The organism is Enhygromyxa salina (assembly GCF_000737335.2).
Taxonomy (GTDB): Bacteria; Myxococcota_A; Polyangia; order Nannocystales; family Nannocystaceae; genus Plesiocystis; species Plesiocystis salina_C.
In genome coordinates, this window is record NZ_JMCC02000136.1 from 1 (window position 1) to 26,342 (window position 26,342).

The window sequence follows — 26,342 nt, forward strand, 5'->3', positions numbered from 1 at the left end:
GGGTTGGCCCCGTCGGCGTCCGACCGGGTGATGGTGGCGCCATGATCGTAGTAGATGTGTCCGTTGGCCGGATCCGTGGCGACCACGAAGTTGAACTGCAGGCCGCCGACAACCTCCGTCGGGTTGGCGCCGTCCACCTCCACGCTCCACACTGAGGAGTTCGTGGTGGCCCAGTACAGCCGGCTCGGCTCGACGCCGAAGCCGTTGAGGTTGAGGCACCAACGGTCGAGCGCGCCGAGCTCACCCTCGTTGGCGTCGCTGATCGAGAGGGTCCATGAGCCCGAGACGTCGGCGTTGTTGAAGGCCGACAGGCTCTCGGCGGGAGCGTAGCGGCCGTCGATGGCGGGCGGGCCCGGCTCGACGCACGCCGCCTCGAGGGAGATGTTCGCGTCGTCGTCGAGGATGGCGAACATGTCGTCGCCGGTGCAGGCGTTGCCGGGGCCCATCTGGTTGTCGAAGTTGTCTGCGATCAGCACCGTGGTCGCCCCGTGCGTCACCTCGACGTCCAGGTCATCGAGCGAGCTGTGTGTGATGTCGATGGCGAGGTCGACGTCGGTGACGAGGTAGGGGAAGGGCGGCTCGATCATGGACATCACGGTCATGTTGTCGATGATGTCGACGGGGACCTCGCTCGAGCACACCTGGAAGGGCTCGGCCGCGCACGCGTCGCAGCCGTCGCCCGCCATCTCGTTGCCGTCATCGCAGGTCTCGCCGGTGCTGAGGTCGAGGTACAGGTTGCCGCAGCTCTCATCGGACTGGCAGTTCGCGCTGCAGCCGTCGAACTCGTCGACGTTGCTGTCGTCGCAGACCTCGCCCGCGCTGGCGTTGATGATGCCGTCACCGCAGGCGGCCGCCGTGCAGTCGTCGTTGCACTCGGCCGACTCCCCGCCGTCGTCGCACGCTTCGCCCGCGGCGGCGTTGGTCGTGCTGTCGCCGCACGAGACCGCCGTACAGTCGGCGTCGCAGCTTTGCGACTCGCCCATGTCGTCGCACTCTTCTTCGGCGCTCGCGTTGATGATGCCGTCGCCGCAGGCGGCGGCCGTGCAGTCGTCGTTGCACTCGGCCGACTCCCCGCCGTCGTCGCAGCTCTCGCCTGCGCTCGCGTTGATGATGCCGTCACCGCAGGCGGCGCTCGTGCAGTCGGCGTTGCATTGCTCCGACTCTTCGCCATCGTCGCACTCCTCGCCCTCATCCACGACACCGTCACCGCAGCTCGGTGGGGGATCGGTCGGATCGTCTGTCGGGTCGTCCGTCGTTTCGTCCGTCGTTTCGTCCGTCGTTCCTCCTGTAGTCTCGCTGCATCCCTCGCCGTCTTCGTCTTCGCATGGCGAGCTCGCGACGTCGTCGCTGCAACCAGTCACAGCGAGCGCGAGGGCCGTCAACAGGGTCGAAATTTTGAGATGTGTCATGGCCGCGGAGCCTAGCTCATCGGGTGATCAGCAGCGGCCAAAAGCGCCAGGGCGAAAGCATCTGCGTGACCCGGTACACTCTCCGGGGTCGAGCGCCGCCAACCCCAATGTACCGGCGATGCCCAGGGGTTTCGGACGCTTTGGGTCGAGAATGATCTGAATCGTCACGGTGATCCCCCCTTCGCATGTTGCGCACCGGCCCGAGAATTTTCGGCGGACTCGAAGGCGATCCCGTCTCGCAGCGTTGCGGGTCGGCAACGAGGCGCTTGCGGTCATGAAACCGTCGGGCTCGGCGACACACTCCCATCGGAGGCCGAGCGCCACGGCGACCGCTGAGACTGCTGCACGCTGACGGTCGGTCGCTAGCTCGAGCCGCTCGTGTGCCACGGGCGGCCGCGCGACGTACCTGCACAGCCGCTCGAGCCGGCGACGATCTCGACCATCGATCGCCGGGCCCGGGTAAATGTTGACGCCACCCACGCCGGAGCGCATAGAGTCGATGGGTGCGATGGCGACTGGCGTGGGCGTTCGTGTTGTCGACTGGCTGCAACCCAGGCGAAGACCAACCACCTCGCGCCCCCGAGACCATCACGGCAGTCCCCTCGCGTCCGCCCGTCGAAGCGCTGCCAGAGCCCCCGCCGCCGGCCCCCGACCTCAGCGCCCCTTCTGATCAGGGCCACCTTCGCAACATCGACTGCGTCTACCTCCAGCCGCTCGGCGACGTCTCGGCCAAGACCACGCAGATCGTCCGCGAAGCCCTCGAGACCACCTACGGCGTGGAGCTGCGCATCGGTCCCCACCGCCCGCTACCGGACGACGCCTTCTACCAGCCCCGCCGCCGCTACCGGGCGGACACGCTGCTCGATCACCTCGATGCTTGGCTCCCGGATGACTGCGACCGCATCGTCGGCATCACCCACAAAGACATCTCCACGACCAAGGGCGAGCACGAAGACTGGGGGATCCTCGGGCTGGGCCGGGTGCCGGGCAAGAGCTGCGTGGTGTCGAGCTTTCGCGTGCGCAAGAAGCTAGCTGAGGTGCCCGCGGACGAGCGCCTGGCGCGGGTCGCCATTCACGAGCTCGGGCACACCCTCGGCCTGCCGCACTGTCCAACGCTGGGCTGCCTGATGGAGGACGCGCAAGGGAGCGTGGTGACGATCGACCGCGAGACGCACCTGTGCGAGCGGTGCCTGCGAAAGATCGGCTGGCTCGGCGAGCTGCCGCCTGCGCGGCCCGAGTTCGACTGAGCGCCGACCCGGCTGCCCAAGTTCGTGACGGACGAGTTCGAGGCGAATCTACGTTGAGATAGCGAGCGCGTTCATCCTCGATCGCACGGGCTTCGGGGACGTCGAGGGCATCAGCGAGCGGACCTGCCTGATGATCGGCGGTGAGTTCTCGAGCCTCGATGGCGTGTCCGCCGACAACATTGGGGCGTACTGCTGCGAGCGCGAGCACGGCGGCAGCTGAGCGTCCGACGATCGCTACATCGCCAAGACCAGTGACGGGGTCGTGGAGAAGATCGCCGGCCTCGAGTCGGAGGGGCGCAGCCACGCACGCGCTTTGCGTGTGACCCTGAACAGCGGGAAACCTCGTCGTTCTTCATCGCGCGCCTGGTCGCATCCTGGCAGTCATCGCTCATCTTGCTCCTGAGCGGCCGCGCTTGTGCGAGTCCGCCCCAGGTGTGCGATAGTCCCCCCGTGAGCCGTTTCCCACTGGCCCTCGTCATCACCCTCGTTGCCCCCGTGGTTGCCTGCGACAAGTCCAAAGAAAAAGCTCCGGCGAGCGCGGCGACGGGCGAAGCCGAAGCGAAGCCAAAGGCCGACCTCGAGATGCCGGAGGTCGACGCGAAGGCGGCGAGCGAGCTAGGTGAAGCGCTCAAATCCGCGGACGCACACGCCCGCCCAGTGCTGGCGGCGGTGGGCCTGGCCGAGACGGAGCGCGACCGGCTGCCCGATCCCTTCATTGAAGGCCTAGAGGCCCTCCAGAACACTCCCCCCGAGATGCGCGCGCAACTGCTGGCCAAAGCCCTCAGCGAGAGCATGTCGATGCTAGACCACATGTGTGGCGACGGCCGCAAACTCATGCAGTCGCTGGCTACGATTGCCCCCGACCAACGCGGCGTGGCGATCTACGAAGGCTGCGGGCTCGAAAAGCACGGCCTCCTCACCAAAGCCGACATGAGCGCCCGCGACGGCATGATGGTGCTGATGGGCTCGTTGGTCTTCGACCACCTGTCGCGCGGCGGGGAGCTGCACGCAGGCGAGCGCGCGGCGGTCGAGGCGATGGTCTCGGCGCCGGCTGAGCTCGAGTGATGGCGGCTCAAATCAAGCTCGAGCTGAAGTTCGCTGCTTGAAGCACGCGGAGCGCCGCACTGCTCGAGTTCGACATACTGGTGGACACGTACTCCATCTCGTGTGCACTGATGTCCACGCCGCGACAAACCACAGAAACAACCACCATGACGACCGACCCCCGCACCCGAGCGGACGCCACCTATGATGGCGTGCATGCCTGTGGGATGTGCCAGTGATCCCAACGTCCCGTGCATCGGCAACGGTTGCGTGAAGGAGACTCGGGCCACGCGTGAGCAAGGCCGCTACCTATCCGCCTACCGCCAGAACGTCTGAAACATGGCCTCGGCGCCAGCGCCCCCCAGACCACGCTGTGCGCATCTTGCCCTGACCACGCACGCTGTGCGCATCTTGCTCACCTCGGCGACCCCTTGGACCGCCGCTAATAGTTCCTCACCGCTCACCGGCGTTTTTCTTGGTCTCGGGATCCCCGGCGTGCTGCGCTTTCACGCCCTCTCCAGCCCCAGCCCCGAGCAAGTCGCCGACGTCGCCCCCTGGACACACCAGCGACTCGTCCGCGTGGGCGAGCGGCATGGTCGTTCGCTCGACGACCTCGACGACGCCACTGACGAGCTCGCGCTCGACCAGCCGGCGCTCGCCGCTTGCTACGGCGCTTCGGTCAGTGACCGCCAGCTGCTGGGTGCCGCGGCAGGCCAGCGGACTCGCAAGCTCGCGCATCCGGTCTGCGAGGTCCCTGCTCCTGGTGAGGCGCTCGCCGATATTGGTGGCGTCAACGTGCACGCGAGCCAGGTGATCCTGCCAGAGCTGAAAACAGACGCAGCCTTCCTTGGACATGATCGTCGCCGGCTCGAGCGGCTGTGCCGGTACGTCGCGCGACCGCCCGTGGCACAGGATCGCCTCGAGCTCGCGCCCGACCGTCAGCGTCTGTTGTACAGGTTCAAGCGCGCTTGGAAAGACGGCACACATGCGGTGGTCCCACCGCCACGCTTCCACATGCTTCGCTACCACGGCGTACTCGCGGCTCATGCCAAGCTGCGCCGCGAGGTCGTTCCGGGTCCCGCAACCGAGCCGGTCGAGCCGACGCAGCGCGAGTTGTTGTTTGATAGCGAAGCGACCGAGTTCGTACCCGGCACGAAGCCCCAGAGCCGTCCCCCATAGGCGTGGCTGCTGCAGCGAGTGTTCGCGCTCGACATCATGGTTTGCCCGCGTGTCGCAGCTCGATGAAGCTGGTCGAGATCGCCAACAAAACGCGACGCGATCGCCCAAGTCCTCGCCACCGTTAGCCTCGGGCCGAGGCCACCACCACGGCCGAGGCCGCCGCTCTCTGGCCAGCTCAAGCTGAAGTTCGCAGCCTGAGCGCCGCGATCCCAACAGGTGGCGTTGGCTTCGCCGTGTCTCGAACCGTGATCTCGACCACGTGAAACGCGCGCAAAGTTGCTCATGGCCATCGCTCTCGCGGGTCGCTCGTTCGGGCCCGGAGACCGAAGCTTGGCTCGCCCGGCACAGATGTGTGTTTCGCGCTGCCCCGACCACCGTCTCTCGTCGCCAGACCACCGTTTGGATGTCCTCTACGCCGCTGATGCGGGGCTACTTCAAGACCCTGAGGATGAAATTTGGCCCTGAATGGACTCCCGGTCCCGCTCCGTAAGAATCAAGCAGATAGTCGATGAGGATCTGACCGCCGGCCTGGAACAGCCACTTCAGCGTGTCGGGCCAATCCGTAGGTGCCCAACTGACCTGGCGAGCATTGACCACCAGCAACTCAGCGACAACACTCTCATCGAAGTAGGACTTGAGGATCCGCTTTTGCTTGTGGTTATGGTCCTCGTCCGACGTGGCAAACAGATCCGTCGATGCGTACTCCGACGCCCGGAGTGTTGAGATGACCGTGTTGTTCTCCCCAAACATGATGTAGGTTGCCGTGCCGTGGCCAGTTTGCAAGTGGCCCTTAACCCTCGTCCATACGTGAACGGTGAACGTGTAGTGCACATCCGTCACCACAACATCCACTCGGCCTTTGGCGCGTGTGTTGCCTTTCGATTCCTGCTGCGTCTTAAGCCACACCCCCGTTTTGACGACGCTGTCATGCTCGCTATCAAGGGGGCGGCGGTTAAGGCTGCACGCGGACGCAACTATTGGGTGCCTGCTCATCGGACAATATTCCCGGCGCTGCAGTGTGTGACCCACACAGGAGTCAGCGCTGCTCCTGGCGGCTGCAAACTCGGTCCCAACACTGCCTCGATGCGCTTCGGGCCTAGTGGGCAATTTCAGGTCAGTCATGATAGATGCTCATATGCTGAATGACCTTCCGGCTATCACCAGCGGTCTGGCCATGCCAGATACGAAGACTCAGGTTATTCGCTAGCGCCACCAAGATAAGATCGTGGTATTGATGGTATGAAGTATCGGAGCGGCGCAAGAAGAACCGGTCCTCCCACTTTCCACTAAGCGGCGTCAGAGCAACCGAGCAGTCATACTCGGTGCCGCCCTGTCCAACAATGTACTGTGTCACATTACCTGCGTGTGCGTCCATAATGTTTCACCCTCAGTTCGTACTCGGTGTTGAGGAAAGACTCGTTAGCTACCGCATCAGCATGTCGTGCAACCAACAAAGCACGCCCAAACCCGCTGTCAACCGGCGGGCACGGCGCGCTCAGAGAGGGTTACTCAACAACGCTCTCACCCGGATTTGTCTAGAAAGGTAGTTGACACGCCTCGCGGGCGGCTTCGAGGGTCGGAGGGCGCGCCTGTGCACATTGTGGAGGCGCAAGTACGAAAGACGGCGACGGTGCACCCGAACCGGGACTCCTCCTCGGCGGCACCGCTGTCGGACAGACCGCGAACGGCAACGGCATCTGCGTCGGCTCAGCGCGCTTGGGTTCGGGCCCTGGCACGACCTCCGGCCGAGCGTTGGCGTGAGCCGCGAGCACGCCGTGGTAGCGCAACATGTGGAACCTTGGTGGCGTGATCTGGGCACACAGCCGCGCGATGAGGTCCAGCGGAGCGAGCAAGACGGCGTGCACACCATTCTTCCACGCGTGCCGAAAGTTGTACCGGCAGCGACCATCGACGGTGAGTTCGAGGCGCTCTTGGGCGAGCGGTGGTCGTGCGACGTAGCGACACAATCGCTCGAGCCGTTGGCGATCGCGGCTGGGCACGGCCGCACCCGCGTGCACGTTCACGCCACCAGCTTCGGCGAGCGCGTTGTTGGGCTGGGTGACGTCTCGCACCGCGTGCGCGAGCTTGCGCGTCTGCTGCCCAGGTGCGTCGCCCAGCAATTGTCGGTCTGCTCGCTCAGCGCGTCGAGGAGCAACCGCAGCTGCGTCGAGTTAACGCCCTCGTTGGCCTTCATGCTCCGCCGACCGAGTGAGGCGATCAGGCGCTCGAGTTGTTCATTGCGCACAACCGAGGCCTTGACTGCCGCCAACACAGCTTCGCTGCGGCCCTCCGCGAGCGGCTTTGGGAGCACCTCCAGCACGGGGCCGGTGAGCTCGTCGGCTTCTCGCCGACGAGCAACCTGCATTGGCGAATTGCTACGGCGCGTCGGCTGGTGACCGCCAGCTGCTGGGAGCATCGCCAGGCGAGCAGACTCGCAAGCTCGTTCACCCAGTGCGCGAGCTCGTCTCGCCCGACGAGTCTTTGGCCGAGGTCGGCGGAGTGCACGTGCACGTTGGGCCAGCGATCGATGGCCGCGAGCGCAAGCGCCTCGAGCGACTGTGCCGATACATGGCACGGCCACCCGTCTGCCAAGAGCGCTTGGCAGTGACCGGATCGGGGCAGGTCGTGGTCCGCTTCAAAAATGTTTGGCGCAACGGTGCGCACGCCGTCGTGCTCGACCCACTGGACTTCATCGCGCGCCTGGTCGCACTGATCCCGCCGCCGCGCTTCAACACCATCCGCTACCACGGCGTGCTCGCGGCGCGAGCCAAAGCTCGCAACGAGGTGGTCCCAGGTCCTGCGCCCACGCAGCCCGAGCCGGTGCAGCTGCGACTCGCGTTCGACGGTGACGCGATTCCTCCCGCAGGTGTCGAGACGACGCCCGCACCCGGCGCGCCGGCTTGCAAGAAGGAACCAACCGTTCAACCCGACGAGGCTGTGACTGGCGACGGCGACGTCGAACCCGAAGAGGCGCCGCCCGGTTTGCGAGTACACGCCAGCGGAGCTCTCCACCGTCACGAGAAAACTGGATTGTCAGCCCCCACGCAACGATGGCGTCCGCGTCGCTCGCATTCGAGTGAAACCGTTTCGTGGGCCGTGGCGAGTCGTTTGGACGCTTCCCCGCTGCGCTCGGTGTACTTTGCCCGAGCTTCCCAAGAAGACCACGAAGATGTAGCTTCTCGCCGTGACGCTCGGACCCGCCAGGGCGATGGTCGCTTCTGGGCGCCATCCCTCGAACCACGACGCGGAGTGATATGACATGAATGATCTATTGGCGGCGCTCAGCAGGACCCAAGAGCTGCACTTGAAGTCGGGGCGGTGGCGGCTCGGCGAGTTCGAGCTGACGAATGAGAGCGTCAATGAACTCTGGCCGGAGGTCGAGCGCGCGCTGCGAGCAGACCCGTCGATCGTCGATCACCTCCAGGCGGTGACCTTCTTCGACGAGGGCTCGTACGAGTCCGCGCCGTTCCTTGCCCTGTTTCCCAAGCTCGAGCAGCTGGTCCTCTACGGCACCACGCTGCTCTACGATCTCAGCGCCTTGGCGGGACATCCGAGCCTCAGGCGAGTCGCGTTCACCAACTACTGTGGGATCAATCCCCGCGATGGCGGCCTCCTCTGGCTGGACGAGCTACCGCAGCTGGAGGAGCTGGTGTTCTTCGAGGGCTACATCGAGCTCGACGGCTGGGAGCCTTCGGAGTTGATGCTCTCGCGGCTTCGCTCGCTGTGGATCAACTGGAACGATCTCGAGCAGATTCGCCACGAGGCGCTTGTTCGGATCGAATCGCTGACGCTCTACCTCAGCGCCGACGACATCGACGAGCTCATCGACCTCGCTAGCGACGACAACGAGCGCGCCCAAGCGGAAACAGCCGTTCGTGCGCGGCTTCTCACGCTGGGGCGGACGCCCGGGCTGAAGCTGCGGACGTGCCTCGACAAGGTCGAGTCCGAACACCTCCGACTTCGGATCGATGATGTAATCGGTCGGTGTCTGCCGGCGGGCGTGCAGGTCGAACGCTACTGGAGGGGGCAGGTGATGCCGCTGATCAACAACGGCTACGGCTTCATGAAGCGCGGCTGAGAACGCGTCACCGATGACGCGACGTCGGGCGCACGCTCGGACATGCGCCTGCCGAGGCACGATGGGCGAAGCCCTCGACGCGTGCAGGTAGACGTCACGACCAACGACTCGCCACATTGCGGTCCTGATCCCCGGCCAGACCGCGATGAGAATCGGAGCCGTCGCGCTCGGGCTCTCGCTCGCATCGAGCTTCCACGAGCTGGAATTCTTTGATGCCGTGCCGGCCGAATCTCGTCGTCGGCAACGACTACCCTTCTTGCGGGGACGCGTCGACGAGCGCCCGGCCTCGCTCGAGGCTATGATCGTCACCGCGGATCTGCAGGGTCGTGCCTTGCCTGATCGCCACGCGCCCGAGGACACGGCCCTGCCGCTGCTCGGTGAGGCGGTTGCCGAGGAGCTGCACACGCTGGCGCAGTGCCAGGAAATTCCGCCGCTCGACCGCGTGGGCGTGGTGCTGGCGGGCGATCTTTGTGCGGTGCCAGATGCCCGGAAGATGGGAGCGAGCGGCGACATGCGGCCGGTCTGGAGGGCCAGCTCGAACTCGAGCTCGCCACATGACCGGCATCACGACCAACTCGCCCGCTTGGGCGTGACGGGGGACTCGTGCGTGCGAACCCGCGAGATCCGCTTTGAGCGCGGCGTTCGGGTCGAGGCCCCACCCCGGCCCCGGCCCCGCCCGCCATTGTCCCGAACACCGCGACACCGGCAAATATAAATGTCGCGCCATTCGCGCTGGCCGAAGAGTTCGAACCGCCGGTGAAAACCAGTGGGAATCTCGACCTTTAATACCTATACTTTCCGCGGCCATGGCCGAAGGCTCGAAGATGAACATAGCGCCGCCGTGCCATGGCAATGCCACATCCAAAACCTCTACGAAAGCAAGAAATGGACAAGCTCAAACCCCTGCCATCGCTCCCACAGACCAACTCGAAGGCGGACAAGCTCGAGCGAGCCTTCCAGGTTCGCGTAGCTCGAACGAGCTACAATTACACGACGAGCTACCCAAACCTCGATCCCATGCCGATCTCGGCCGATGTCCCCAAGGGCGAGAGCTTCTCTGCGGCCTACGACGAGAAGATTCTTGGCGTGTTTCATGCATTGGTCGACAACTTCATCGCCGTGGTCGAGGACTTCATCTCCAAAGAGGTGGCCGATGAACTGAACGCAGGCATTGGCGCAGGACTGTCCGAGTTCCGCACGATGCTGGCCGCCTTCGAGGACAAGAAGTTTGGGGTGCATGTGGTCGAAGAGATGGAGGATGTCCGCGCGCTGCTGCGCTCGGCTGGCAGCATCATCGACGGGGTCGAGCACGCGCTGTTGGGCCTGGCGAAGCTGCCAGGTGACTTCGCGGCGGTGCTCAGTGGGATCAAGCGAACATTCCATGCAATGGAGCTTCAAGGGGGGGCCGCGTTCCTTCGCTTTGGCCTCTATGACCTGATCAGCCCCGAGAACCGGTCGCAGCTCTTCACGCCTCAGTCCTACGCAGAGTACCTCAGCTTGTTCCAGACCCTGGCTCGACCTCAGACTGTGCTCGTCGAGCCACAGGCGTGGATGAAGCTCGGGCCAGACGAGCACCCCTGGCAGCAAGACTGGTTCTTTGGGTACCAGCAGATCGGCGGCTACAATACCACAATGCTGCGGGGGGTGACCGCGGGCGGCGGGACCCAAGGCGGTGTGAGCCTGGCCGAACTCCAGCAGAAATTCCCGATCACGGACGGGCTCTTCCAGAGCGTCATCGGAGACAGCAGCCTCACCCTGCAGCAGGCGGCCACCGCCAACCTGCTCTACGTCGTCGACTACAAGCTGCTCGAGGGCGTGCCCTCGAACGTCGTGTTTGGCCAACAGCGCTACCATGGCGCGCCGATTGCTTTGTTTTACTGGAACCGCCAACCACCGCCCGGGTACCCGCCGCTGAGTGAGGGCGTTCAGGGCGTCATGCAGCCCGTCGCCATTCAGCTGGAGCAGACGCCCGATCCTCGGAGCGCGCCGATCTTCACCCCAAAGCACGGCAACAAGTGGGAGGTCGCCAAGTACTTCGTCCAGAGCGCTTGCGCGATCGAGCACGAGACCGTCGCACACCTCGGGTCTTGCCACCTCATGATCGAGCCGATGATCCTGGCCGCGCATCGTCAGTTCTCGCTGAACCACCCCCTGCTCGTCCTCTTGATCCCCCACTTCAGGTTTACCCTGGCCATCAACAGCGACGCGTTGGACAGTCTCGTCGTACCGGGTGGCGTGATCGAGGCGAACCTCGCCCCGACGATCGAGGGGAGCATGACCATGGTCCGAAACGCGCACCTCGAGTGGCGGTTCGACGAGCAGATGCCCAAGCAGCTGTTCGCGCGGCGGGCCGTGACCGCGAACTCGTTGCCTGACTTCCCCTTTCGTGACGATACCTTGTTGCTCTGGGAGGCCATCCATCGCTTTGTGGAGAAGTACGTGGGGCTCTACTACACGAGCGAGCAAGACCTCCTCGATGACTACGAGCTCCAGGCATGGGTCACGGAGATGACCGCTCCAGACCGCGCTTTCGTGCGTGGGATGGATGGGTTGGTCAACGTTGGGAGCGACGAAGCCCCCGAATACCAGATCCAGTCGATCAACTACCTCGTCGACGTGATCACGCATATTATCTACATAGCCGGGCCCTTGCACGCGTCGCTCAATTACGCTCAATACCCAATGATGTCCTATGGTCCGAGCGTGTCTGGCATTGCGAGCCAGCCGCCCCCAACCGCCGACAGCCCGGACGAAGATCCAATCAAGTGGATGCCGCCACTGGAGATCGGGCTCTACCAGGTCTCATTCACCTACCTGCTCAGCAACGTGCAGTACGACACCCTTGGAGTGTATGACACCAACCCGCGCGAGCCCTACTTCGTGGACCTGCGCGCGGATCAAGCCGCGATCGAGATGAGCTCGGAGTTGCTCTTGGCCGAGCTGAAGATCCGCGATCGCAATCGCTGGCGCCCGATTCCCTATCTGTTTCAGCTGCCCTCGCGCGTGCCCAACAGCATCTCGATCTAGTCCCGAATCAAGCGCTGCGCGCTTGACTCGGCCTACTATGTCTTCAAGGGGGCTTTCAAAAGCCCCCTCGCTTCGGCGGCGGAGCCCCCTTCGCTCACCCCAAACGCTCGCCTGTCGGCTCGTACTAGACTAGAGCGCCAATCAGTTTGAATTCACGACTCCAAACTGATCGGCGCTCTAGCAGCCCGTGGTGCAATGCATCGTGTCGCCTCGCGCCGGAATTTTCGTCGAGGGCGCGAAGCCAAAACGCCGCTGTGGTGGGCCCACTGCAAGTTTTGGCGACAAAGCCCTCGGCGAAAAGGCCAAGCGAGGCGGCGCGAGGCATTGCACCACGGGCTGCTAGGCGGGTGGGGCGCTCAGGCGCTCGATCCACTGCGCGTCAAAGACCTTCTCGTAGATCCGACACGCGACCCGTAGCCCCCTCGGCTCACGGACGACAAGCCCCGAGAGGAGCAATTCAGCCTCGAGCGAGCCACCGGGCTCAGCGTCGTCTCGTCGGTGAAGGACCGCCTCGTACAGCCGCAGGAGTTCCGCGCGGCGCGGAGAGTGACGAACGCGCGCTTGGATCGCGCGCAGGTGAACCGGCTCATCGCGATCCTCCCAGCGATCCAGCACCCGGGCCTGGACCGCGTGGCTCACCCACTCCAACTCCTGCCCGAGCGCTGGCACGGTCTCGAGCTCGCGCAGGATGTTGCAGATTTTCTGGGTGAGGAACGGCTGACCATCGGTCCAAGCGAGCACGATCTTGACGATCGCCTCGGTGTTGCCCTTGCTAGCGAGCCCAGCCATCAGCGCCTTGCACTCGAGCAGGCGGAAGTGCCCCAAGTAGATACCGCGGCCGATGTTGAAGGGGGTGCGCCTCGTGTCCCGAACCAGCGTCGAGGGGCTGGCGACCCCAAGCAAGACAAAATTGAGGCGCCCGTATCGGGGATCGTCGGCCCGACGATTGATGCACGCGCGCATCATCGCGAAGAAGTTGTCACCGTCGAAGCCAAGCGAGAGCATGCTGTCGATCTCGTCGAGGAACAGGGTGATGTTCCGTGTGACGCGGTCGAGGACTTCGGTGTCGAGCAACTCGACGAAGCGCTGGACCGGTGAGAGGTGGCGCGTGTCGACCCACCATTTTCGCAGGTTCACGGCGCTCTTCAGCTCGAGCCCCTGAATGATCATGCTGGCGATCCCCGCATACCACTGCTCCTCGGTCACACCCTTTCCGCCGATCATCGTGAGGTCGATGGATACGCAGCTGTGGCTCAGCTCGCGCAGCTTCTGCATGGCTCGCACGCGCATGCTGGACTTCCCCATCTGTCGCGGCGAAAGGACGAAGCAAAACTCGCCGTCCGTGAGAGCCTCGAGGAGCTCGGTATCGGCCCGCCGGCTGACGTAGCTCTGGGCCGCGGAGGCGAGGCTCCCACCGACCTGGTACTCGAAGCCATCGCTCGAGCCCTTCAGGAGCGCGTTCTCGATGGCGACGGCCGCGGGGGTCAAGAGCAGCTGCAAGAGTCCGATCCGCTCGCCCGCGAAAGCGCCGAACACCCTCGGGTTCTCCATGAACACGACGGCGATCAGCGAGCCCTGGTTGACGAGGGGCATGCACAGCACCGACTTACACTGGTTTGCGATCACGTAGGGATCGTGGACGAACTGGCCCTCGCTCATCGCACGGTCGAGGACCAGGGTCTCGCCACTCCTTCCAACATAGTTGACCATGGCGTGGCTGGCATGCCGGAACTCGGCCATGTCCATCGACAGCAATTCGATCTTGGTATCGGGCACGCACACGCCGCGGGCCTTGACGAGCAGCTGACCGTTTCGCTCGAGCACGAGCGCCCCCTGCTCGGCGCCCGCGTTGAGCAAGCTCAGCTCCATCACCTTCAACAACAAGGCGTCGACGCTCGACTCCGAGGCCAGCGCGCGCGAGGCCTCGACGAGCGAGCGCACGTCGAGCGACGCGCCGAGCTGCCCGGTGCTGGTGGTCGTGACCGTCGAGGTGGTAGCGAACGAGCTCGTCGGCCAATTGTGGCTGGAGAACCGGCCACCATACTTCGAGGCCACGAACTCGGCGATGCGGGTCGCTCCCCAGCGCCGGTAGCAGGCGTGCGCGTCGAGCAAGTACGCCGCGCCGATCCGCGCCTTCCCGCGCTCGTGCCAAAAGCGGCCGGCGAGGTGGTTTGCGAGGGCTTCGATGTGGACGAAGCCATGCCTGGCCGCGAGCTCGACCGCTTCGTCGTAGTCATCGATGGCAGCCAAAGCGTCGCCCCGGGCGCGAGCGGCCTCGGCCCGAGCGAGGACGAACTTGTGCATTGCGTTGGTGGGGCAAGCCGTGGCGGCGGAGCCCAAGGCGCGAAGGTGTTCGTCGAGGGCCTGCTGCAGCTCGTCGCGCTGCGCAGGCTCGGCGAGGCCAAGGGCACGCGCGCGGCCGAGCGCACTGTAAAATCGATAGTCGATGCTGACGACGAGACCGGGCACAGCGCCGAGCAGCGACGCCATCTGCGTCGAGATGCGGTCGGCCTCGTCGTAGTCCTCGTGCATGAACAGGCTCTGGGCCTTGTAGATCTGGAACAAAAAGGCGGCGATCGGGGCGTCGTTGCGTTCGATCTCCGCGAGGAGCTGCTCCTCGCGGAGCGCGGCGTGGGCGAACTCCCTGCTCGACGCCGACTCCCCCTGGAGGTTGGCGAGGATCAGCCGCGCGCCAACGGACATGAGCCGGCCAAGCGTGTTGCTCATGCTCGTCACGCGCTCGAGGGACTCGTCACACAGCGGGATGAGCGTCTCGAGCGGCTCACCTCGGGCGAGTCGGTTCCAGACGTGGGCAGCGACCATGTAGCCGGTGTAGGGGCGCTCGGCGACCTCATGGCCTTGCTGAACCGCACGGCGGACGAGGGGGATGTCATGATCGAAGCCCCGCACCCAGTGCGAGATATGCGAGATGTGGACATGGGTCGCCATGCACCGCAGCCGGCGATCGTCCAGCTTCTCGGCGAGCGCGAGCGAGATCCTGCTGAACGCGTCGCCGGCCTCGAATTCCTGAAACAGCGCGCCAAGCAGGATGCCGTAGCCGGAGTAGCCCACGATCGAGTCGGGCCGGTTGCCGTGGCGAATGGACATCTTGATGATGTGCGTCGTCATGATGCCCATCAGCGGCGGGTTGACCTGATAGGCGGGAGTGGTCAACGTCGAGAGCATGTCGAGCTTGATCGCCTCGACGGGATCGTGGCAGAGGTCGAGATCCACCAATGACTCGATCCCGCGGTCTGCGATGTATGCGTCAATCTCGTCGCGGTCTCGCAGCAGCGTGGCCTCGATCTCCGCTTGGTCGCTGGCGAGTTCGACGCCAAGCTCGGACAGGGCGCGGAGCCCGATCTCGAGGGCCTCCCGTGGGCGATACAAGGTGGCCCGCTGCATGACCAGCAGCATGTAGATTCGCGCGCGGTCCAGCGGCTCGACCGCGCGCGTGAGGGCGGCCTGGGCGAGCGTCTCGGCGAGCTCGTGGTGACCCGCGATCGACTCGAGCTCGACGCAGGCGGTCGAGATGGCGATGGCGAGGTCGTGACGGCTCGACCAGACGTCGGGGTCGAGCAGCGTCATCGCTCGGTTTGCGTAGCCGCGGGCGGCCTCGAAGGCCGTCGCCTGCATCGCCTTGGTCACGGCGCGAAGGGTCAGGTCGAGGAAAGCGACCCGTGCGTCGAGGCTGGTGGGCTCGGTGCCGCGGTGCAGATGGTCGACGATCTCGAACAGCCGGGCCTCTGGGTCCTGCGTGCTGATGAGCAGCCTCGCGATTCGAGCGTGGAGCGGCGCCCTGTCCTCGACTGGGATCAGCGCGTAGGCGGCCTGTTGAATGCGGTCGTGGAGGAAGCGGTGCTGATTGCGAATGAGCTTGGTGCTGCCGTCCTGGTCCGGCGCGGCGATGAGCTCGGAGGTTGGGGTTACGTGGCCCGCCGCGCTGGCGAGCTCGATCGCAGCGGCGACCCGCGCGAGCGAGTCTTCGCGGATGATGCTCAAGGTCATCAGGTCGAAGCGGTTGCCAAGGCTGGCCGCGAGCTGGAGGCAAACCTGAGCCGCGGGCGGCAGCCGCTTGAGCTTCTCGATCATGAGGTCGACGACGTTGTCGGTGAACCCCGCCATGTCGAGCCTGGCAGGATCCCAGGTCCAGCTCCCGAGCGCGCCGTGATCGCCCTGCTGATAGGTGATCGCGCCCTCGTCGTGCAGCGCGTGCAAGATCTGCCCGATGAAGAAAGGGGTGCCCCCGGTCTTGGTCTTGGTCAGCACCGCGAGCTCCCGCGCTTGGGCGCTGGGCAGGCTGAAGGTGTCTTCGATCATGGCCGTGATCTCGACCTCGTCGAGCTCGGCCAAGCTGAGGCTGTGCACGCTGACGCCGGCCTCGACCAGCGACTCCCTGAGCTCGGAGATCGGACCTTGCTGGGTGAGGTTGGTGTCGCGGAACGAGCAGATCAGCGTCAGGTGTTCGATCGAGCCCTCGCCGAGGATGCTGTCGATGATCGAGAACGACAGCTGATCCGCCCACTGGATGTCGTCGAGGAAGAACACCAAGGGGTGGTCCTTGGTGCTGAACGCCCGCAGAAAGGCGACGAGGAGCCGGTGGAAGCGGACGTTGGTCTCGACCGGCCCGAGGCGCTGGGCCGGCGGCTGAGGCCCGAGCACGGTGACGAGATCGGGGAGGAACTCGATCATGACCTGCGCGTCCTGCCGCAGCACCCGGAGCAGCTCGTGCCGCCACCGCTCGAGCTCCTCGTTGCTGGTCGAGAGCAGCTGCCGAACGAGATCGCCGAGGGCCTGCGCGAAGGCGGCGTAGGGGATGGTCTGGAGCTGGTCGAACTTCCCCGAGGCGTAGAAGCCGTTGGCCAGGGTCACGGGCTTGTGAATCTCCTGGACCAGCGAGGTCTTGCCAATCCCGGCGTTGCCCGAGACGAAGATGACCTGGGAGGTTCCCTGCTTGGCCAGGTGGAACACGTCGAGGAGGCGCTGACGTTCGGACTCGCGACCGTATAGCTTCTGCGGGATCTCGAGCTGCCCCGTGGTGTCGCGGGCGCCGAGGTCGAAGTTGGCGTGGCGCCCGGTCTCGAGCTGCGCGATGCACAGCTCGAGATCGGCAGCGACCCCCCACGCGCTCGCGTAGCGATCTTCGGCGCACTTCTCCAGCAGCCGCTCGACGAGCCGCGAGAGCATCGGCGGAAGCCCGGGGACGAGGTCGAGCGGCCGGGTCGGAGGATGGGCGATATGGCGATGGATCAGCAGGATCGGGTCTTGCTCGGTGAACGGCGGCCTGGCGCACAGCAGCTCATAGAGCGTCGCGCCGAGCGAATAGAGGTCGGCCCGGTGGTCGATGTGACGGTTCATTCGCCCCGTCTGCTCCGGCGACATATAGGCCAGGGTACCCTCGAGCCGCAGCGGGCTGACCATGTCGATGCGGTGGCGGGGGATTCGGGACGAGATGCCAAAGTCGATGAGCTTGGTCAACCTCGTTCGCTGGTTGTAGACGATGTTGCTCGGGTTGATGTCTTTGTGAATGATGCCTTGTCGATGGACCTCCCCGAGCGTCGTCGCCACGGCATGGATGATCTTCACGGCCTCCAACGGGGGAAAATTCGCCTGCTTGCGCAGGACGGCGAGCGACTCGGCGCCAAAGTCTTCGAGCGTGATCGCGTGAACACCACCGTCGACGATGTACTCGTTTGCCCGGATCACGCCGGCACATGTCAGGCTACTCGTGATCTCGAACTCTTGTTGATAGCGAATGGAATCACTGGAATTGGGGGTGTCGCTCTTGAGCACCTTGAGAATGACGGGGATCCCGCGCGCGCTGTCGTGGGCGCGATACACGACAGACGAGTTGCTCTCATGAAGCTTTTCGTAGGTGCGAAATTGCTGAAGGGTCGTCATCGGGGTGCCATTCCACTCGAAGCCGCTGCGCCGCTCAGTTTGTCACGCGAGACGCTCGGTGAGATAGCGGCGGTAGAGCGCTCGCCCAGGCACAACCTCGTCCCGGACCATGCGAACCACCCCAAGGCTGACGAGCTTGAACGCGAGCTCGGTCGCGAGCCGAACCGGCTCGCTGGAAGCCATCACCTTTGCGCTGGCCTCGGCCAAGCTCGGCTGCTGTTGCAGCTGCCAGAGCAATGCTTTGAGATGATCGGCGAACAGGCCCTGCTCGGTCGCCGCCGTCGCAAAGATCTCGTCGAGGCTCGTGCCACGGTCGGCGATGTGATACAGGGCGATGCGGATCAAGTGGGGGTGCCCGCCGACGAGCGCCATGAGCTTGCCGACCTCCGCCTCGCCCCATTGCAGGCCATGGCGCCGGGCGAGATCGAGGACCAGCGTGACGTCCCAGTCGGCCATGGGCGCCGCCAGACCAACGTTAAAGGGGGAGTGGTTGATGTCCATCGGCAGGTACATCTCTGTCGAATAGCTCAACAGCAGACGCAGCTGGTCCCACGGTGGCTGGGTCTTGGCCATCTCGTGCCAGGCGCGCAGCAACATCAAGAATTCCTCGGCGATGTTCGGAACGTCGAACAGTCGATCGACTTGGTTGATCGCCAAGACCAAGGGGTCCCCTTCGCCAAGGACATGGTCTTCGAAATAGGCCGTACAATTATCCTTGGCCCCGAACACACTGTCCCAGGAGTCCTCGACCCGCGACAGCCTGAGCCGGCGCGTGACGATCGCACAAAACCACTTGAGGAAGCGCTCGAGGCTCGAGAGGATCTTGGTGTCGACGAGCTGGAGGTCGACGGTGACGACCCGCATGTCTTCGCTCGCGGCGTGGTCGAGCACACGGGTCATCAGCGAGGTCTTACCGCTGCCGCGCGGCCCCTTGACCCGAATCAGCGCGCCAGGCTTGACGATCTCGGCCAGGCAGCGATCGTCGAGTCCGGGCCGTGAAACATAAAGACGCGAACTCGCCCGGACGATGCCGTCGGGGAGCTCCAAGTCCGGCGCAACTCGGGTCGCAGCCGGGACCACGCCGACACGGCCATTTGGGCTCGTCACCGACGCTAAGTGGCCGGCTCGCTCGACGATTGCGCGGAGCACCGCGGCCGTGTCTTCGGGGCCCGTCCAGTCGACATGCTCGGCGTGCTCGAGTGCCTCGCCAAGCCCTGGGATCTCTTGTGGCTCGGCGTTGCCCGGTGGCAGCCGGATGCGCACGCACAAGAGCTTGGGTGGACCCGCCGCTCGTTCACCAAGGAGCTCCATCGTTGCGAGCTCGGCGGGGACCAACTCACTGACGGCCCCCCGCTTGCCCACGCAAACGACAAACAGGTCGCAGCTCTCGAGCGCATGCGAGATTCGCCCGACCCGTTCACCGGTCGCGCCGACATCCTCGGCGAGCAACGGACGCATCCCTACCGCGCCAAGCATCGTGTGCAGGCCCCGCGCGAGGGCGAGCTCGTCGCTGGCGTCCGCGTGATAGCTGATGAATACAGTGGGCTGCCCCGCCGCGCTCTGGGTCGCAGGCGGCTGAGGTTGCGACCGATTTGGTGGGTTGTGGTCCGCGCGCATGGCCGCGGAAGGCCTGGAGTAGCGGGTTGGGTCGACAGCATGCTCAGCATGCTCAGCATGATCATGTTGACCGGCGACCGCCGAAGGCTGGCGCTCGCTCGGACTCGGGTCCGTCGGCATGGTGGCCGTTGGCGGACCCGACTCGCGCTCGTGCTCCTGCGCGATCGTGTGATATTGGCAGGGCCATGGCTCGTCGGTAGCGGTGAATGGTTCGAGGGCCGCCGCGAGAGCTTCGGCCCCTGCATGCCGGTCGTGCGGCCGTTTGGCGAGGCAGCGCATGATCAGCAGATCGAGCGCCGCCGGGATGTTGGCGACGACCCGGCTCGGTGGCGGAGGCTCCTGCTCGAGAACGGCCTGAAACACCTCCGGGAGATTGGTGCCGTCGAAGGGCGCGCTCCCGGTGATGAGGTCGTAGAGCACCACACCGAGGGCCCAGATGTCGGTCTGCGCGTCGACCTGCTTCGCGTCCCGAATCTGCTCTGGCGACATGTAACGAGGCGAGCCGAGCAGGGCGCCCGAAGTGGTCAGATCGTCGATTGAATCGAGGTGCTTCGAGATGCCGAAGTCGAGAACCTTCAGGCAGGGCTGGCCATCGCGCAGATGGGTCAAGAACAAGTTGGCCAGCTTGATGTCGCGATGGACCATGCCGAGCCCGTGGGCGTCGCCCACCGCGTCGCACGCCTGGGCCACGAGCCTGCAAGCCTGGCGGTAGGGCAGGGCCCCATGACGCTTGACGAGCACCGATAGGTCGCAGCCACGCAGGTGCTCCATGACCATGTAGGGAGCACCATCCGGCAAGCTACCGACGTCGTAGACCCGGACGACATGGGGGCTGCGCAAGTGGGCGGCCGACCTCGCTTCGCGGACAAAGCGACTCATCATGTGACGGCTGTGAGCGATGCCGGTCCGCAGGATTTTGATTGCGAACAATTCATCGAGGTCGACGTGACGCGCAGCCACGACCGTCCCCATCCCGCCTTGACCGAGCGTGTGCTCAACCCGGTACTTGTCGAGCAGGATATCACCGTGACGAAAGCCCCCGTGCATGTGTCTATCTGGTTCGGTCCGGGCTGTAGCCCCGGTGACTCAGGCTATCATGGGCTCCAACTCGGCTCAACGAGAACCGCAATCACTCACCCGGTCAATCAGCCATGACTTGCCCGCGTTGCCGCAGTGCGACGCGCTGGGTTTTGCCCGCTATCCCCAGTATGACGAAGCGATGAGTTCGCTGCCCAGGGTGAACCAGTCTACGAAAGCGTCCGCAAGCGGGCGAGAAGCCCTCGCCCGAGCTGAAAACACTCTGACGCCGCTCGAAAATGGGTCGAAAGATCGGCTGGCTGGGCGGGCTGCCGCCTCCGCGGCCCGAGTTCGACTGAGCGCCGACCCGGTACCCGTCGTTTCTCCGATTCGGCAGATCGACGACACCATCTCTGTTCACATCCACTGGGCGACCAACGACCGCGCCGAATTCGAACTGTGCCACCGTCCGGCGTTCATGCGTCGTCGCGCCTCCCAAATAGTCCTGCACAACCAGTAGATCGTTTCGCTGGCCGAGCACGCCGGCCAAGTCGAGATGGTACAGCGTCGCCCACTCGCCCGTCTTGGACGCGATGAGGTCGAGCGCCGGCTCGTCGTCGAATTCACCCCTGACGACCCGTAGCGGCGAGCTCACTTTCGGAGGAGTCTCAGCGTCCCCCACGAGGTCGAGCCCGCTCCCGTTCCACTCGTGGACGCTGACCTCGCCGTCCTCGCGTCCGACCCGTTCATGCCCGGCTCGCCGTCACCTGTGATTTGAGCGTGACCTCGTTCCCCAGTCGGCCCGACCGAGGGCCCGAGCGAAGCGAGGGTGTCGACGCGCGCGCAGGCGAAGCCGAGCACGTGTCGAGTCGGGGCGACTGGGGCCAAACACCCCCAATTCCAAGTGATCTCGGCTGCTTAGGTCCAAGCCACGCGAGGCTGCTAAGCTCGTCCGCGGTGAAGGTACGCACATCGCTCCCGGCCCTCGTTGCGACTCTCGTTGCCAGCCTGGGGCTCGCCGCGTGCCACCCCAGCCCCGGCGCCGGGCCCACGAACGCGAACACCGGCTCCGACCACGCCGTGGAAGAAGATCCGGCTTCAGACGTTCGCCGCCCGGATGCCGACGCTGCCCTGGATGCCCGCGCCCGCGCCGAGTCGCAGGCCAAGGTCGACGCCTCCGCCCGGCGGATCATCCAAGAGGTCGCCAGCTCCCGTGGGCTCCCGGTCAAAGGAGAGTTCGCGGTGGAGCTAATCAGCAAGGAGGGCGTGCGCGCGTTCGTCCGCGAGGTCATGCATGAAGAGATGACCGCCGACGAGATCCGCGTGACCGGCCGGGTCCAGGCTTCGCTGGGGGTCGTGCCGGTTGGCAGCGACGGCGAGCAAGTCCTGCTGGATCTGCTGGAGTTTGGGATCCTCGGCATCTACGACCCCAAGCGCAAGGTCCTGCTGATCGGCGACTACGTCGACCGCGGCGCGCTAGGTATGGTGGTCGGCCACGAGGGCGCGCATGGCCTGCAGGACATGCACTTCGACCTCGAGGCCCTCAACCACATGAACAAGGGCCGCAGTGACCTCGACACCGCCCGAACCTTCCTGATCGAAGGCGACGCGCAGGCCTCGTATCTGGCCTGGATGACCGGCAGCGAGGGCATCGGCAGCATCGGCGACGATCTGCTCGCAACCCAGGCGGACATGGTCCTGCAGATCCAAGACGGCATGGGCATCCCCTACCCTACCCTCGCCCGGATGCTGCAAATGCCCTACACCGACGGGACCCGCAGCGTGATCGAGCTGGCCCGCAGCGAGGGCTGGCCCGCCGTCGACGCGCTCTATGCCCAGCTCCCCACCACGACCGAGCAGATGCTCCACGCCGACAAGCTCGCCGCCCGCGAGCCGGCTCGCAGCGTGAAGATCGACACCCAAGTGCTGCTGGATCTCGCCACCGATCACGAGGTCGTGTTCGAAGACGAGCTGGGCGAGGCCAGCCTGGTCGCCATGCTGGCCGACGTCGCGTCGCCGTTCACTGCGCGCAAGGCCGCCGCCGGGTGGGGCGGCGATCGCTTCGTCGCGCTCGAGCGCAAGACCAACTTGGCGCCAGCCCCGTTGTTGGTCGGCGTGATCGCCTGGGACAGCGTGGCCGAAGCCCAGCAGTTCGAGCCCGTGTTCCGCGACTACCTAGAAAAGCACAAGCCAGACGCGCACCTGCTGGTCCGCACCCGCGACCAGATCATCTACGCGACCCACCAGGACGCCCTGTCGCTGCCCGGCGCGCCCGACAGCGAAGGCCGCGACGCCGCCCTGGCCAAGGCCGCGTCCAAGGCGTTCAGCGTGGGCAAGGCCGGCAAGCGCAACTGACCGGAGCAGGCACGACCATGAGCAAGCGCCCCGAACTTCGCCCCATCTACAGCCTGCTGTCCCGCGTCCAACGGCGCGAGCGGGCCGCGCGAGCGCTCGAGCTCACCGTTCGGGTCGCGCTCCCGGCGGGCTTGATGATCGCCGCGGCAGCCGTCATCTCCGCCCGGCTGCTGATGACGCCCATGGACTGGACCCTGGCCGCGGTCGCGCCGATCCCCGTGGTCCTGGCCTTCGTCGCGATTCGCCGCCACTCGCTGCGGGCCACCGCGCGCCGCGTCGACGCCCACTACCGGCTCCACGATCAACTCGGCAACGCGATCGAGTTCGCCGAGCAGTCCGCCAAGATCCCCCAAGACGATCCACGCACGCGCGAGATGGCCGAGCTGGCGATCCAAGCCGGAGCCAAGAGCGTCAGCGGACTCGCCGCCAAGCCGGTCGTTCAGTTCATGTTCCCGCGCCCGCGCCTGCTCGACGGCCTCGCGCTGTCGCTGCTGCTGGCCGCGCTGTTGCTCCCCCAACGGGAGCCCGAGCAGCCCAACGAGCGGCTGACCACCGGCCCCGAGGTACCCGAGCTCGACACCGAAGACGCCGACCGCGGCCTCGACATGACCCGCGCCGAGCCCCTGCGCGAAGAGCTGCGCAAGCTCGAAGCCAGCAAGGAAGAAGAGATCGCCCGGATCTCGAACGAGCTGCTGGGTGTGCTCTCGGATCTCGAGGCCGGCGAGGTCGATCAAAAGCAGGCCCTGCAAAAGCTCGCCGAGCTCGACGAGCAGCTGCTCGACGCCGAGACCAAGCTCGAAGAGGAGCTCGAAGAAGATCCATGGCTCATGGCCGAGGGCATGCGCGAGCTCGCCGAGGATCTGCGCGAGCACGACGTCATGCGCGAGGTCGCCGAAGCGCTCGCCAAGTCCGACGCCGAAGAGGTCGAAAAAGAGCTGCAAGAGCTCATGGACAAGGCCGAGGCCGAGGGCGGGGATCTCAAAGAAGAGCTCGACAAAGCCTTGAAAGAGATGGAGCGCTCGCTCGCCCGCACCGCCAAAGAGAACACCGGCACCGAAAAAGCCATGGAAGAGGCCGAGCGCGAGCTCAGCCGCCAACAAAAGAACCCCGCCGAGGATCCCGAAGAGCAAGAGCGCGCGCTCGAGCGCAAGAAAGAGCGCCTCGAAGAGCTGCAGCGCCAGGCGGATCGTGAGAAGGCCGCCCGCGAGAAGCTCGAGCAGCTCAAAGAGCTCTCGCGCCAATCCCAGGGCAACAGCCAGTCCGGCGGCGCCCAAGAGAAGCGCAAGGACGCCCAGCAAAAGCTCAGCAAGGGCGCCGGCCAAGCCAGCAAGCAGTCGCGCCAGCAAAAACAGATGGGCGAGGTCCGCGACGCCATGGATCAGGCCAAGTCCTTCGTGCAGCGGTCCGGCCAGAACGGCGAGTCCCAGAACCGCCGCAAGCAGCAACAGAAGAACTTCCAGAAGGCCGCCAAGGGCCAAAAAGGCCAAGACGGCAAGCCCGCCACCATGCTCACGGAGGGCGAAGTCGGCGACAACCCCGACGGCGTCATGATGGGCGAGGGCCAAGAGGGTCAGGGCGAGGGCGAGGGCGAGGGCGAAGGTGAGGGCCAAGGCCAACAGCCCGGCCAGGGCCAACAACCCGGCGCCGGCCAGGGGCCCGGCATGGGCGACGGCAGCGTCGACGCTCTAGGCGACCCCAACAGCACCGACGTCAAGACCAAGAACGAGCGCGTCGACGCGAAGCAAGGCAAAGGCCAGACACGCTCGGAAGTGATCGAGACCGCCAGCCAAGAGGGCTTTGCGACCGAGAGCTACAAACGGGTCTACCGCGACTACAAGAGCTTCGCCCAGAGCGCGATGGACAACGAGGAGCTGCCCGAGGGCCACCGGCGCCGCGTCAAACGCTACTACCAAATGATACAGCCTCAATAGACCCCGATATCCATGACCCCGGTATCCATGACCCCGGTATCCATGACCCCCACAGACGCACTGCACTTCGCCGACTGCAGCCGCTAGCGCGTCTGGTCGCTTCGCTCCTCGGGGCCGTTTGTTCTCGGTCGCATGTGTGGCCCCCTGGGAGGGGGCTCTCGTTCGCTTCGAGAGAACATCCGGGGGCTCTCGTTCGCTTCGAGGGAACATCCGGGGGCTCTCGTTCGCTTTGAGAGAACATCGGAGGCTCTCGTTCGCTTCGAGAGAACATCTTCGCTGCGTCCCGCGTTTGGCCCTGGCTCCCTCACAACTCTCCGTGCGAGCACCACGGCATGCACCCACGCCTCTCCACAAAATCTCGTGATCGAGGCCTTCCGGCCATGCGTTTGGCTGGGTGGATCGGCGCTGGCCGCTGCGAAAGGGGCGCACGGGGGTCTGGAGGGGCGTGAGCACCACCCACAATCTCCAAAAACTGCTGCCCGTCACGTTTCCTGCTCACCTCGACAACCGCTAAGCTGCCCCGGCCCCCGATGACTGCTCCAGATCAAGACACCGCCGCCCAACTGCAGGCCCTCGCCAAGGATCTGCGCACCCTCGTGGACGAAGTCCAGAACGTGATCGTCGGCCAGGACGCGGTCATCCAAGGCGTGATCACCTGCCTGCTCTCCAACGGGCACGGCCTGCTCGAAGGTGTGCCGGGGCTCGGCAAGACCCTGTTGATCCGCACCGTCGCCGAGGCGGTGTCGATGAGCTTCAACCGGATCCAGTTCACCCCCGACCTGATGCCGGCCGACATCTTGGGCACGTCCATCCTCGTTGACGGTGAGCACGGCAGCGGCGGTCGCAGCTTGCAGTATCAGCCGGGCCCGATCTTCGCCAACATCGTGCTGGCTGACGAGATCAACCGCGCGACGCCCAAGACCCAGTCGGCGCTGCTCGAGGCGATGGCCGAAAAACAGGTCACCGCGGGCGGTCAGACCCGGCCGCTGCCCAAGCCCTTCTTCGTGCTCGCAACCCAAAACCCGCTCGAGCAAGAGGGCACCTACCCGCTCCCCGAGGCCCAGCTCGATCGCTTCTTGTTCAAGATCAACGTCGACTTTCCCGACGAAGAAGAGCTCATCGCGATCCTGGACCGCACGACCGGCAGCAAGGCCAGCTCGGTCAAGCCCGTGCTCAACGGCGAGCGGCTGGTCCAGATGCAGGCGCTGGTCCGCGCGATGCCGGTGCCGCCCAGCCTGACCCGCTACGTGGTCCGGATCCTGCGTGCCACCCACCCCACGGACAAGAACGCAACGGACGGCGTCAAGCAGTACGTGCGGTTTGGCGGCAGCCCGCGCGGGGCCCAGTCGGTGCTGCTCGCGGCCCGGGTCCGCGCGGCGATCGAGGGACGCACCTCCCCCTCGGTGCCCGACGTCAAGGCCGTGGTCCCGCAGGCGCTGCGGCACCGGGTGCTGCTCAACTTCGAGGGCGAAGCCGAGGGCGTGTCGACCGACGCCGTGCTCGAAGAGGTGCTCGCCAAGGTCAAGCCGGACTGATC

Annotated in this window: 17 protein-coding genes; 10 read left to right on the plus strand and 7 right to left on the minus strand. The window is 65.3% G+C overall.

What is annotated here, in order from left to right; translation table 11 throughout:
- Positions 1–1,409, minus strand: a 1,409-nt coding sequence (locus DB30_RS36275; RefSeq protein ID WP_338082227.1) for a DUF4215 domain-containing protein, incomplete at its 3' end; no start/stop codon positions are given.
- A 503-nt stretch (positions 1,410–1,912) separates the two neighbouring features.
- Between DB30_RS36275 and DB30_RS36285 the strand changes: the two genes are divergently transcribed.
- The 3 genes from DB30_RS36285 (at position 1,913) to DB30_RS36295 (ending at position 4,879) form a co-directional block, all read left to right on the plus strand.
- Complete coding sequence (locus DB30_RS36285; RefSeq protein WP_052557905.1) at positions 1,913–2,656, plus strand: matrixin family metalloprotease; 744 nt, start codon at positions 1,913–1,915, stop codon at positions 2,654–2,656.
- Positions 2,657–3,049: 393 nt separating this feature from the next.
- A complete protein-coding gene (locus DB30_RS36290) occupies positions 3,050–3,721 on the plus strand; it encodes a hypothetical protein (protein WP_146662216.1) in 672 nt (223 codons plus the stop codon).
- A 474-nt stretch (positions 3,722–4,195) separates the two neighbouring features.
- On the plus strand, positions 4,196–4,879 hold the full coding sequence (locus tag DB30_RS36295) for a transposase (protein ID WP_165704101.1): 684 nt from the start codon (positions 4,196–4,198) through the stop codon (positions 4,877–4,879).
- 429 nt (positions 4,880–5,308) lie between these two features.
- Here DB30_RS36295 and DB30_RS36300 read toward each other — a convergent pair whose 3' ends face one another.
- The 3 genes from DB30_RS36300 to DB30_RS36310 all read right to left on the minus strand — a co-directional run bounded on the left by DB30_RS36300 (position 5,309) and on the right by DB30_RS36310 (position 7,244).
- Complete coding sequence (locus DB30_RS36300) at positions 5,309–5,872, minus strand: hypothetical protein (protein WP_165704102.1); 564 nt, start codon at positions 5,870–5,872, stop codon at positions 5,309–5,311.
- A 542-nt stretch (positions 5,873–6,414) separates the two neighbouring features.
- On the minus strand, positions 6,415–6,951 hold the full coding sequence (locus tag DB30_RS43285) for a transposase (RefSeq protein ID WP_165704103.1): 537 nt from the start codon (positions 6,949–6,951) through the stop codon (positions 6,415–6,417).
- Positions 6,900–7,244, minus strand: coding sequence for a hypothetical protein (locus DB30_RS36310; protein ID WP_052557913.1), 345 nt, complete (start codon positions 7,242–7,244; stop codon positions 6,900–6,902). Before DB30_RS36310 ends, DB30_RS43285 begins: the two co-directional genes overlap by 52 nt.
- Before the next feature lie 140 nt (positions 7,245–7,384).
- On the opposite strand from DB30_RS36310, the gene DB30_RS43290 reads away from it, so the two are divergent.
- From DB30_RS43290 to DB30_RS36330, 4 genes are all read left to right on the plus strand, one after another.
- Positions 7,385–8,137: a transposase gene (locus tag DB30_RS43290; protein WP_420870697.1), complete on the plus strand. Its 753-nt coding sequence runs from the start codon at positions 7,385–7,387 to the stop codon at positions 8,135–8,137.
- Between the two features lies 1 nt (position 8,138).
- Complete coding sequence (locus DB30_RS36320; protein ID WP_052557917.1) at positions 8,139–8,957, plus strand: hypothetical protein; 819 nt, start codon at positions 8,139–8,141, stop codon at positions 8,955–8,957.
- A 145-nt stretch (positions 8,958–9,102) separates the two neighbouring features.
- On the plus strand, positions 9,103–9,672 hold the full coding sequence (locus tag DB30_RS36325) for a hypothetical protein (protein WP_052557919.1): 570 nt from the start codon (positions 9,103–9,105) through the stop codon (positions 9,670–9,672).
- 170 nt (positions 9,673–9,842) lie between these two features.
- Positions 9,843–11,984: a lipoxygenase family protein gene (locus DB30_RS36330; protein WP_052557921.1), complete on the plus strand. Its 2,142-nt coding sequence runs from the start codon at positions 9,843–9,845 to the stop codon at positions 11,982–11,984.
- 339 nt (positions 11,985–12,323) lie between these two features.
- Here DB30_RS36330 and DB30_RS36335 read toward each other — a convergent pair whose 3' ends face one another.
- The 3 genes from DB30_RS36335 to DB30_RS36345 form a co-directional block, all read right to left on the minus strand.
- A complete protein-coding gene (locus tag DB30_RS36335; protein WP_052557923.1) occupies positions 12,324–17,885 on the minus strand; it encodes an AAA family ATPase in 5,562 nt (1,853 codons plus the stop codon).
- A gap of 42 nt (positions 17,886–17,927) precedes the next feature.
- Entirely contained in the window at positions 17,928–20,549 is a 2,622-nt protein-coding gene (locus DB30_RS36340; protein ID WP_052557924.1) for an AAA-like domain-containing protein, read from the minus strand.
- A gap of 94 nt (positions 20,550–20,643) precedes the next feature.
- Positions 20,644–21,174, minus strand: a complete 531-nt coding sequence (locus DB30_RS36345; RefSeq protein WP_052557926.1) for a hypothetical protein — start codon at positions 21,172–21,174, stop codon at positions 20,644–20,646.
- 302 nt (positions 21,175–21,476) lie between these two features.
- Between DB30_RS36345 and DB30_RS36350 the strand changes: the two genes are divergently transcribed.
- The 3 genes from DB30_RS36350 (at position 21,477) to DB30_RS36360 (ending at position 26,340) form a co-directional block, all read left to right on the plus strand.
- Positions 21,477–22,874, plus strand: coding sequence for a hypothetical protein (locus DB30_RS36350; protein WP_146662226.1), 1,398 nt, complete (start codon positions 21,477–21,479; stop codon positions 22,872–22,874).
- A gap of 17 nt (positions 22,875–22,891) precedes the next feature.
- Complete coding sequence (locus DB30_RS36355) at positions 22,892–24,805, plus strand: hypothetical protein (protein ID WP_052557929.1); 1,914 nt, start codon at positions 22,892–22,894, stop codon at positions 24,803–24,805.
- A gap of 530 nt (positions 24,806–25,335) precedes the next feature.
- Positions 25,336–26,340, plus strand: a complete 1,005-nt coding sequence (locus DB30_RS36360) for an AAA family ATPase (RefSeq protein WP_052557931.1) — start codon at positions 25,336–25,338, stop codon at positions 26,338–26,340.
- The last annotated feature ends 2 nt before the right edge of the window (positions 26,341–26,342 follow it).

Coding starts and splice junctions, on each gene's coding strand:
- DB30_RS36300 (WP_165704102.1), bottom strand. CDS start 5,872: ATGAGCAGGCACCCAATAGTTGCGTCCGCGTGCAGCCTTAACCGCCGC.
- DB30_RS36310 (WP_052557913.1), bottom strand. CDS start 7,244: ATGCAGGTTGCTCGTCGGCGAGAAGCCGACGAGCTCACCGGCCCCGTG.
- DB30_RS36320 (WP_052557917.1), top strand. CDS start 8,139: ATGAATGATCTATTGGCGGCGCTCAGCAGGACCCAAGAGCTGCACTTG.
- DB30_RS36325 (WP_052557919.1), top strand. CDS start 9,103: ATGAGAATCGGAGCCGTCGCGCTCGGGCTCTCGCTCGCATCGAGCTTC.
- DB30_RS36330 (WP_052557921.1), top strand. CDS start 9,843: ATGGACAAGCTCAAACCCCTGCCATCGCTCCCACAGACCAACTCGAAG.
- DB30_RS36335 (WP_052557923.1), bottom strand. CDS start 17,885: ATGACGACCCTTCAGCAATTTCGCACCTACGAAAAGCTTCATGAGAGC.
- DB30_RS36340 (WP_052557924.1), bottom strand. CDS start 20,549: ATGCACGGGGGCTTTCGTCACGGTGATATCCTGCTCGACAAGTACCGG.
- DB30_RS36355 (WP_052557929.1), top strand. CDS start 22,892: ATGAGCAAGCGCCCCGAACTTCGCCCCATCTACAGCCTGCTGTCCCGC.
- DB30_RS36360 (WP_052557931.1), top strand. CDS start 25,336: ATGACTGCTCCAGATCAAGACACCGCCGCCCAACTGCAGGCCCTCGCC.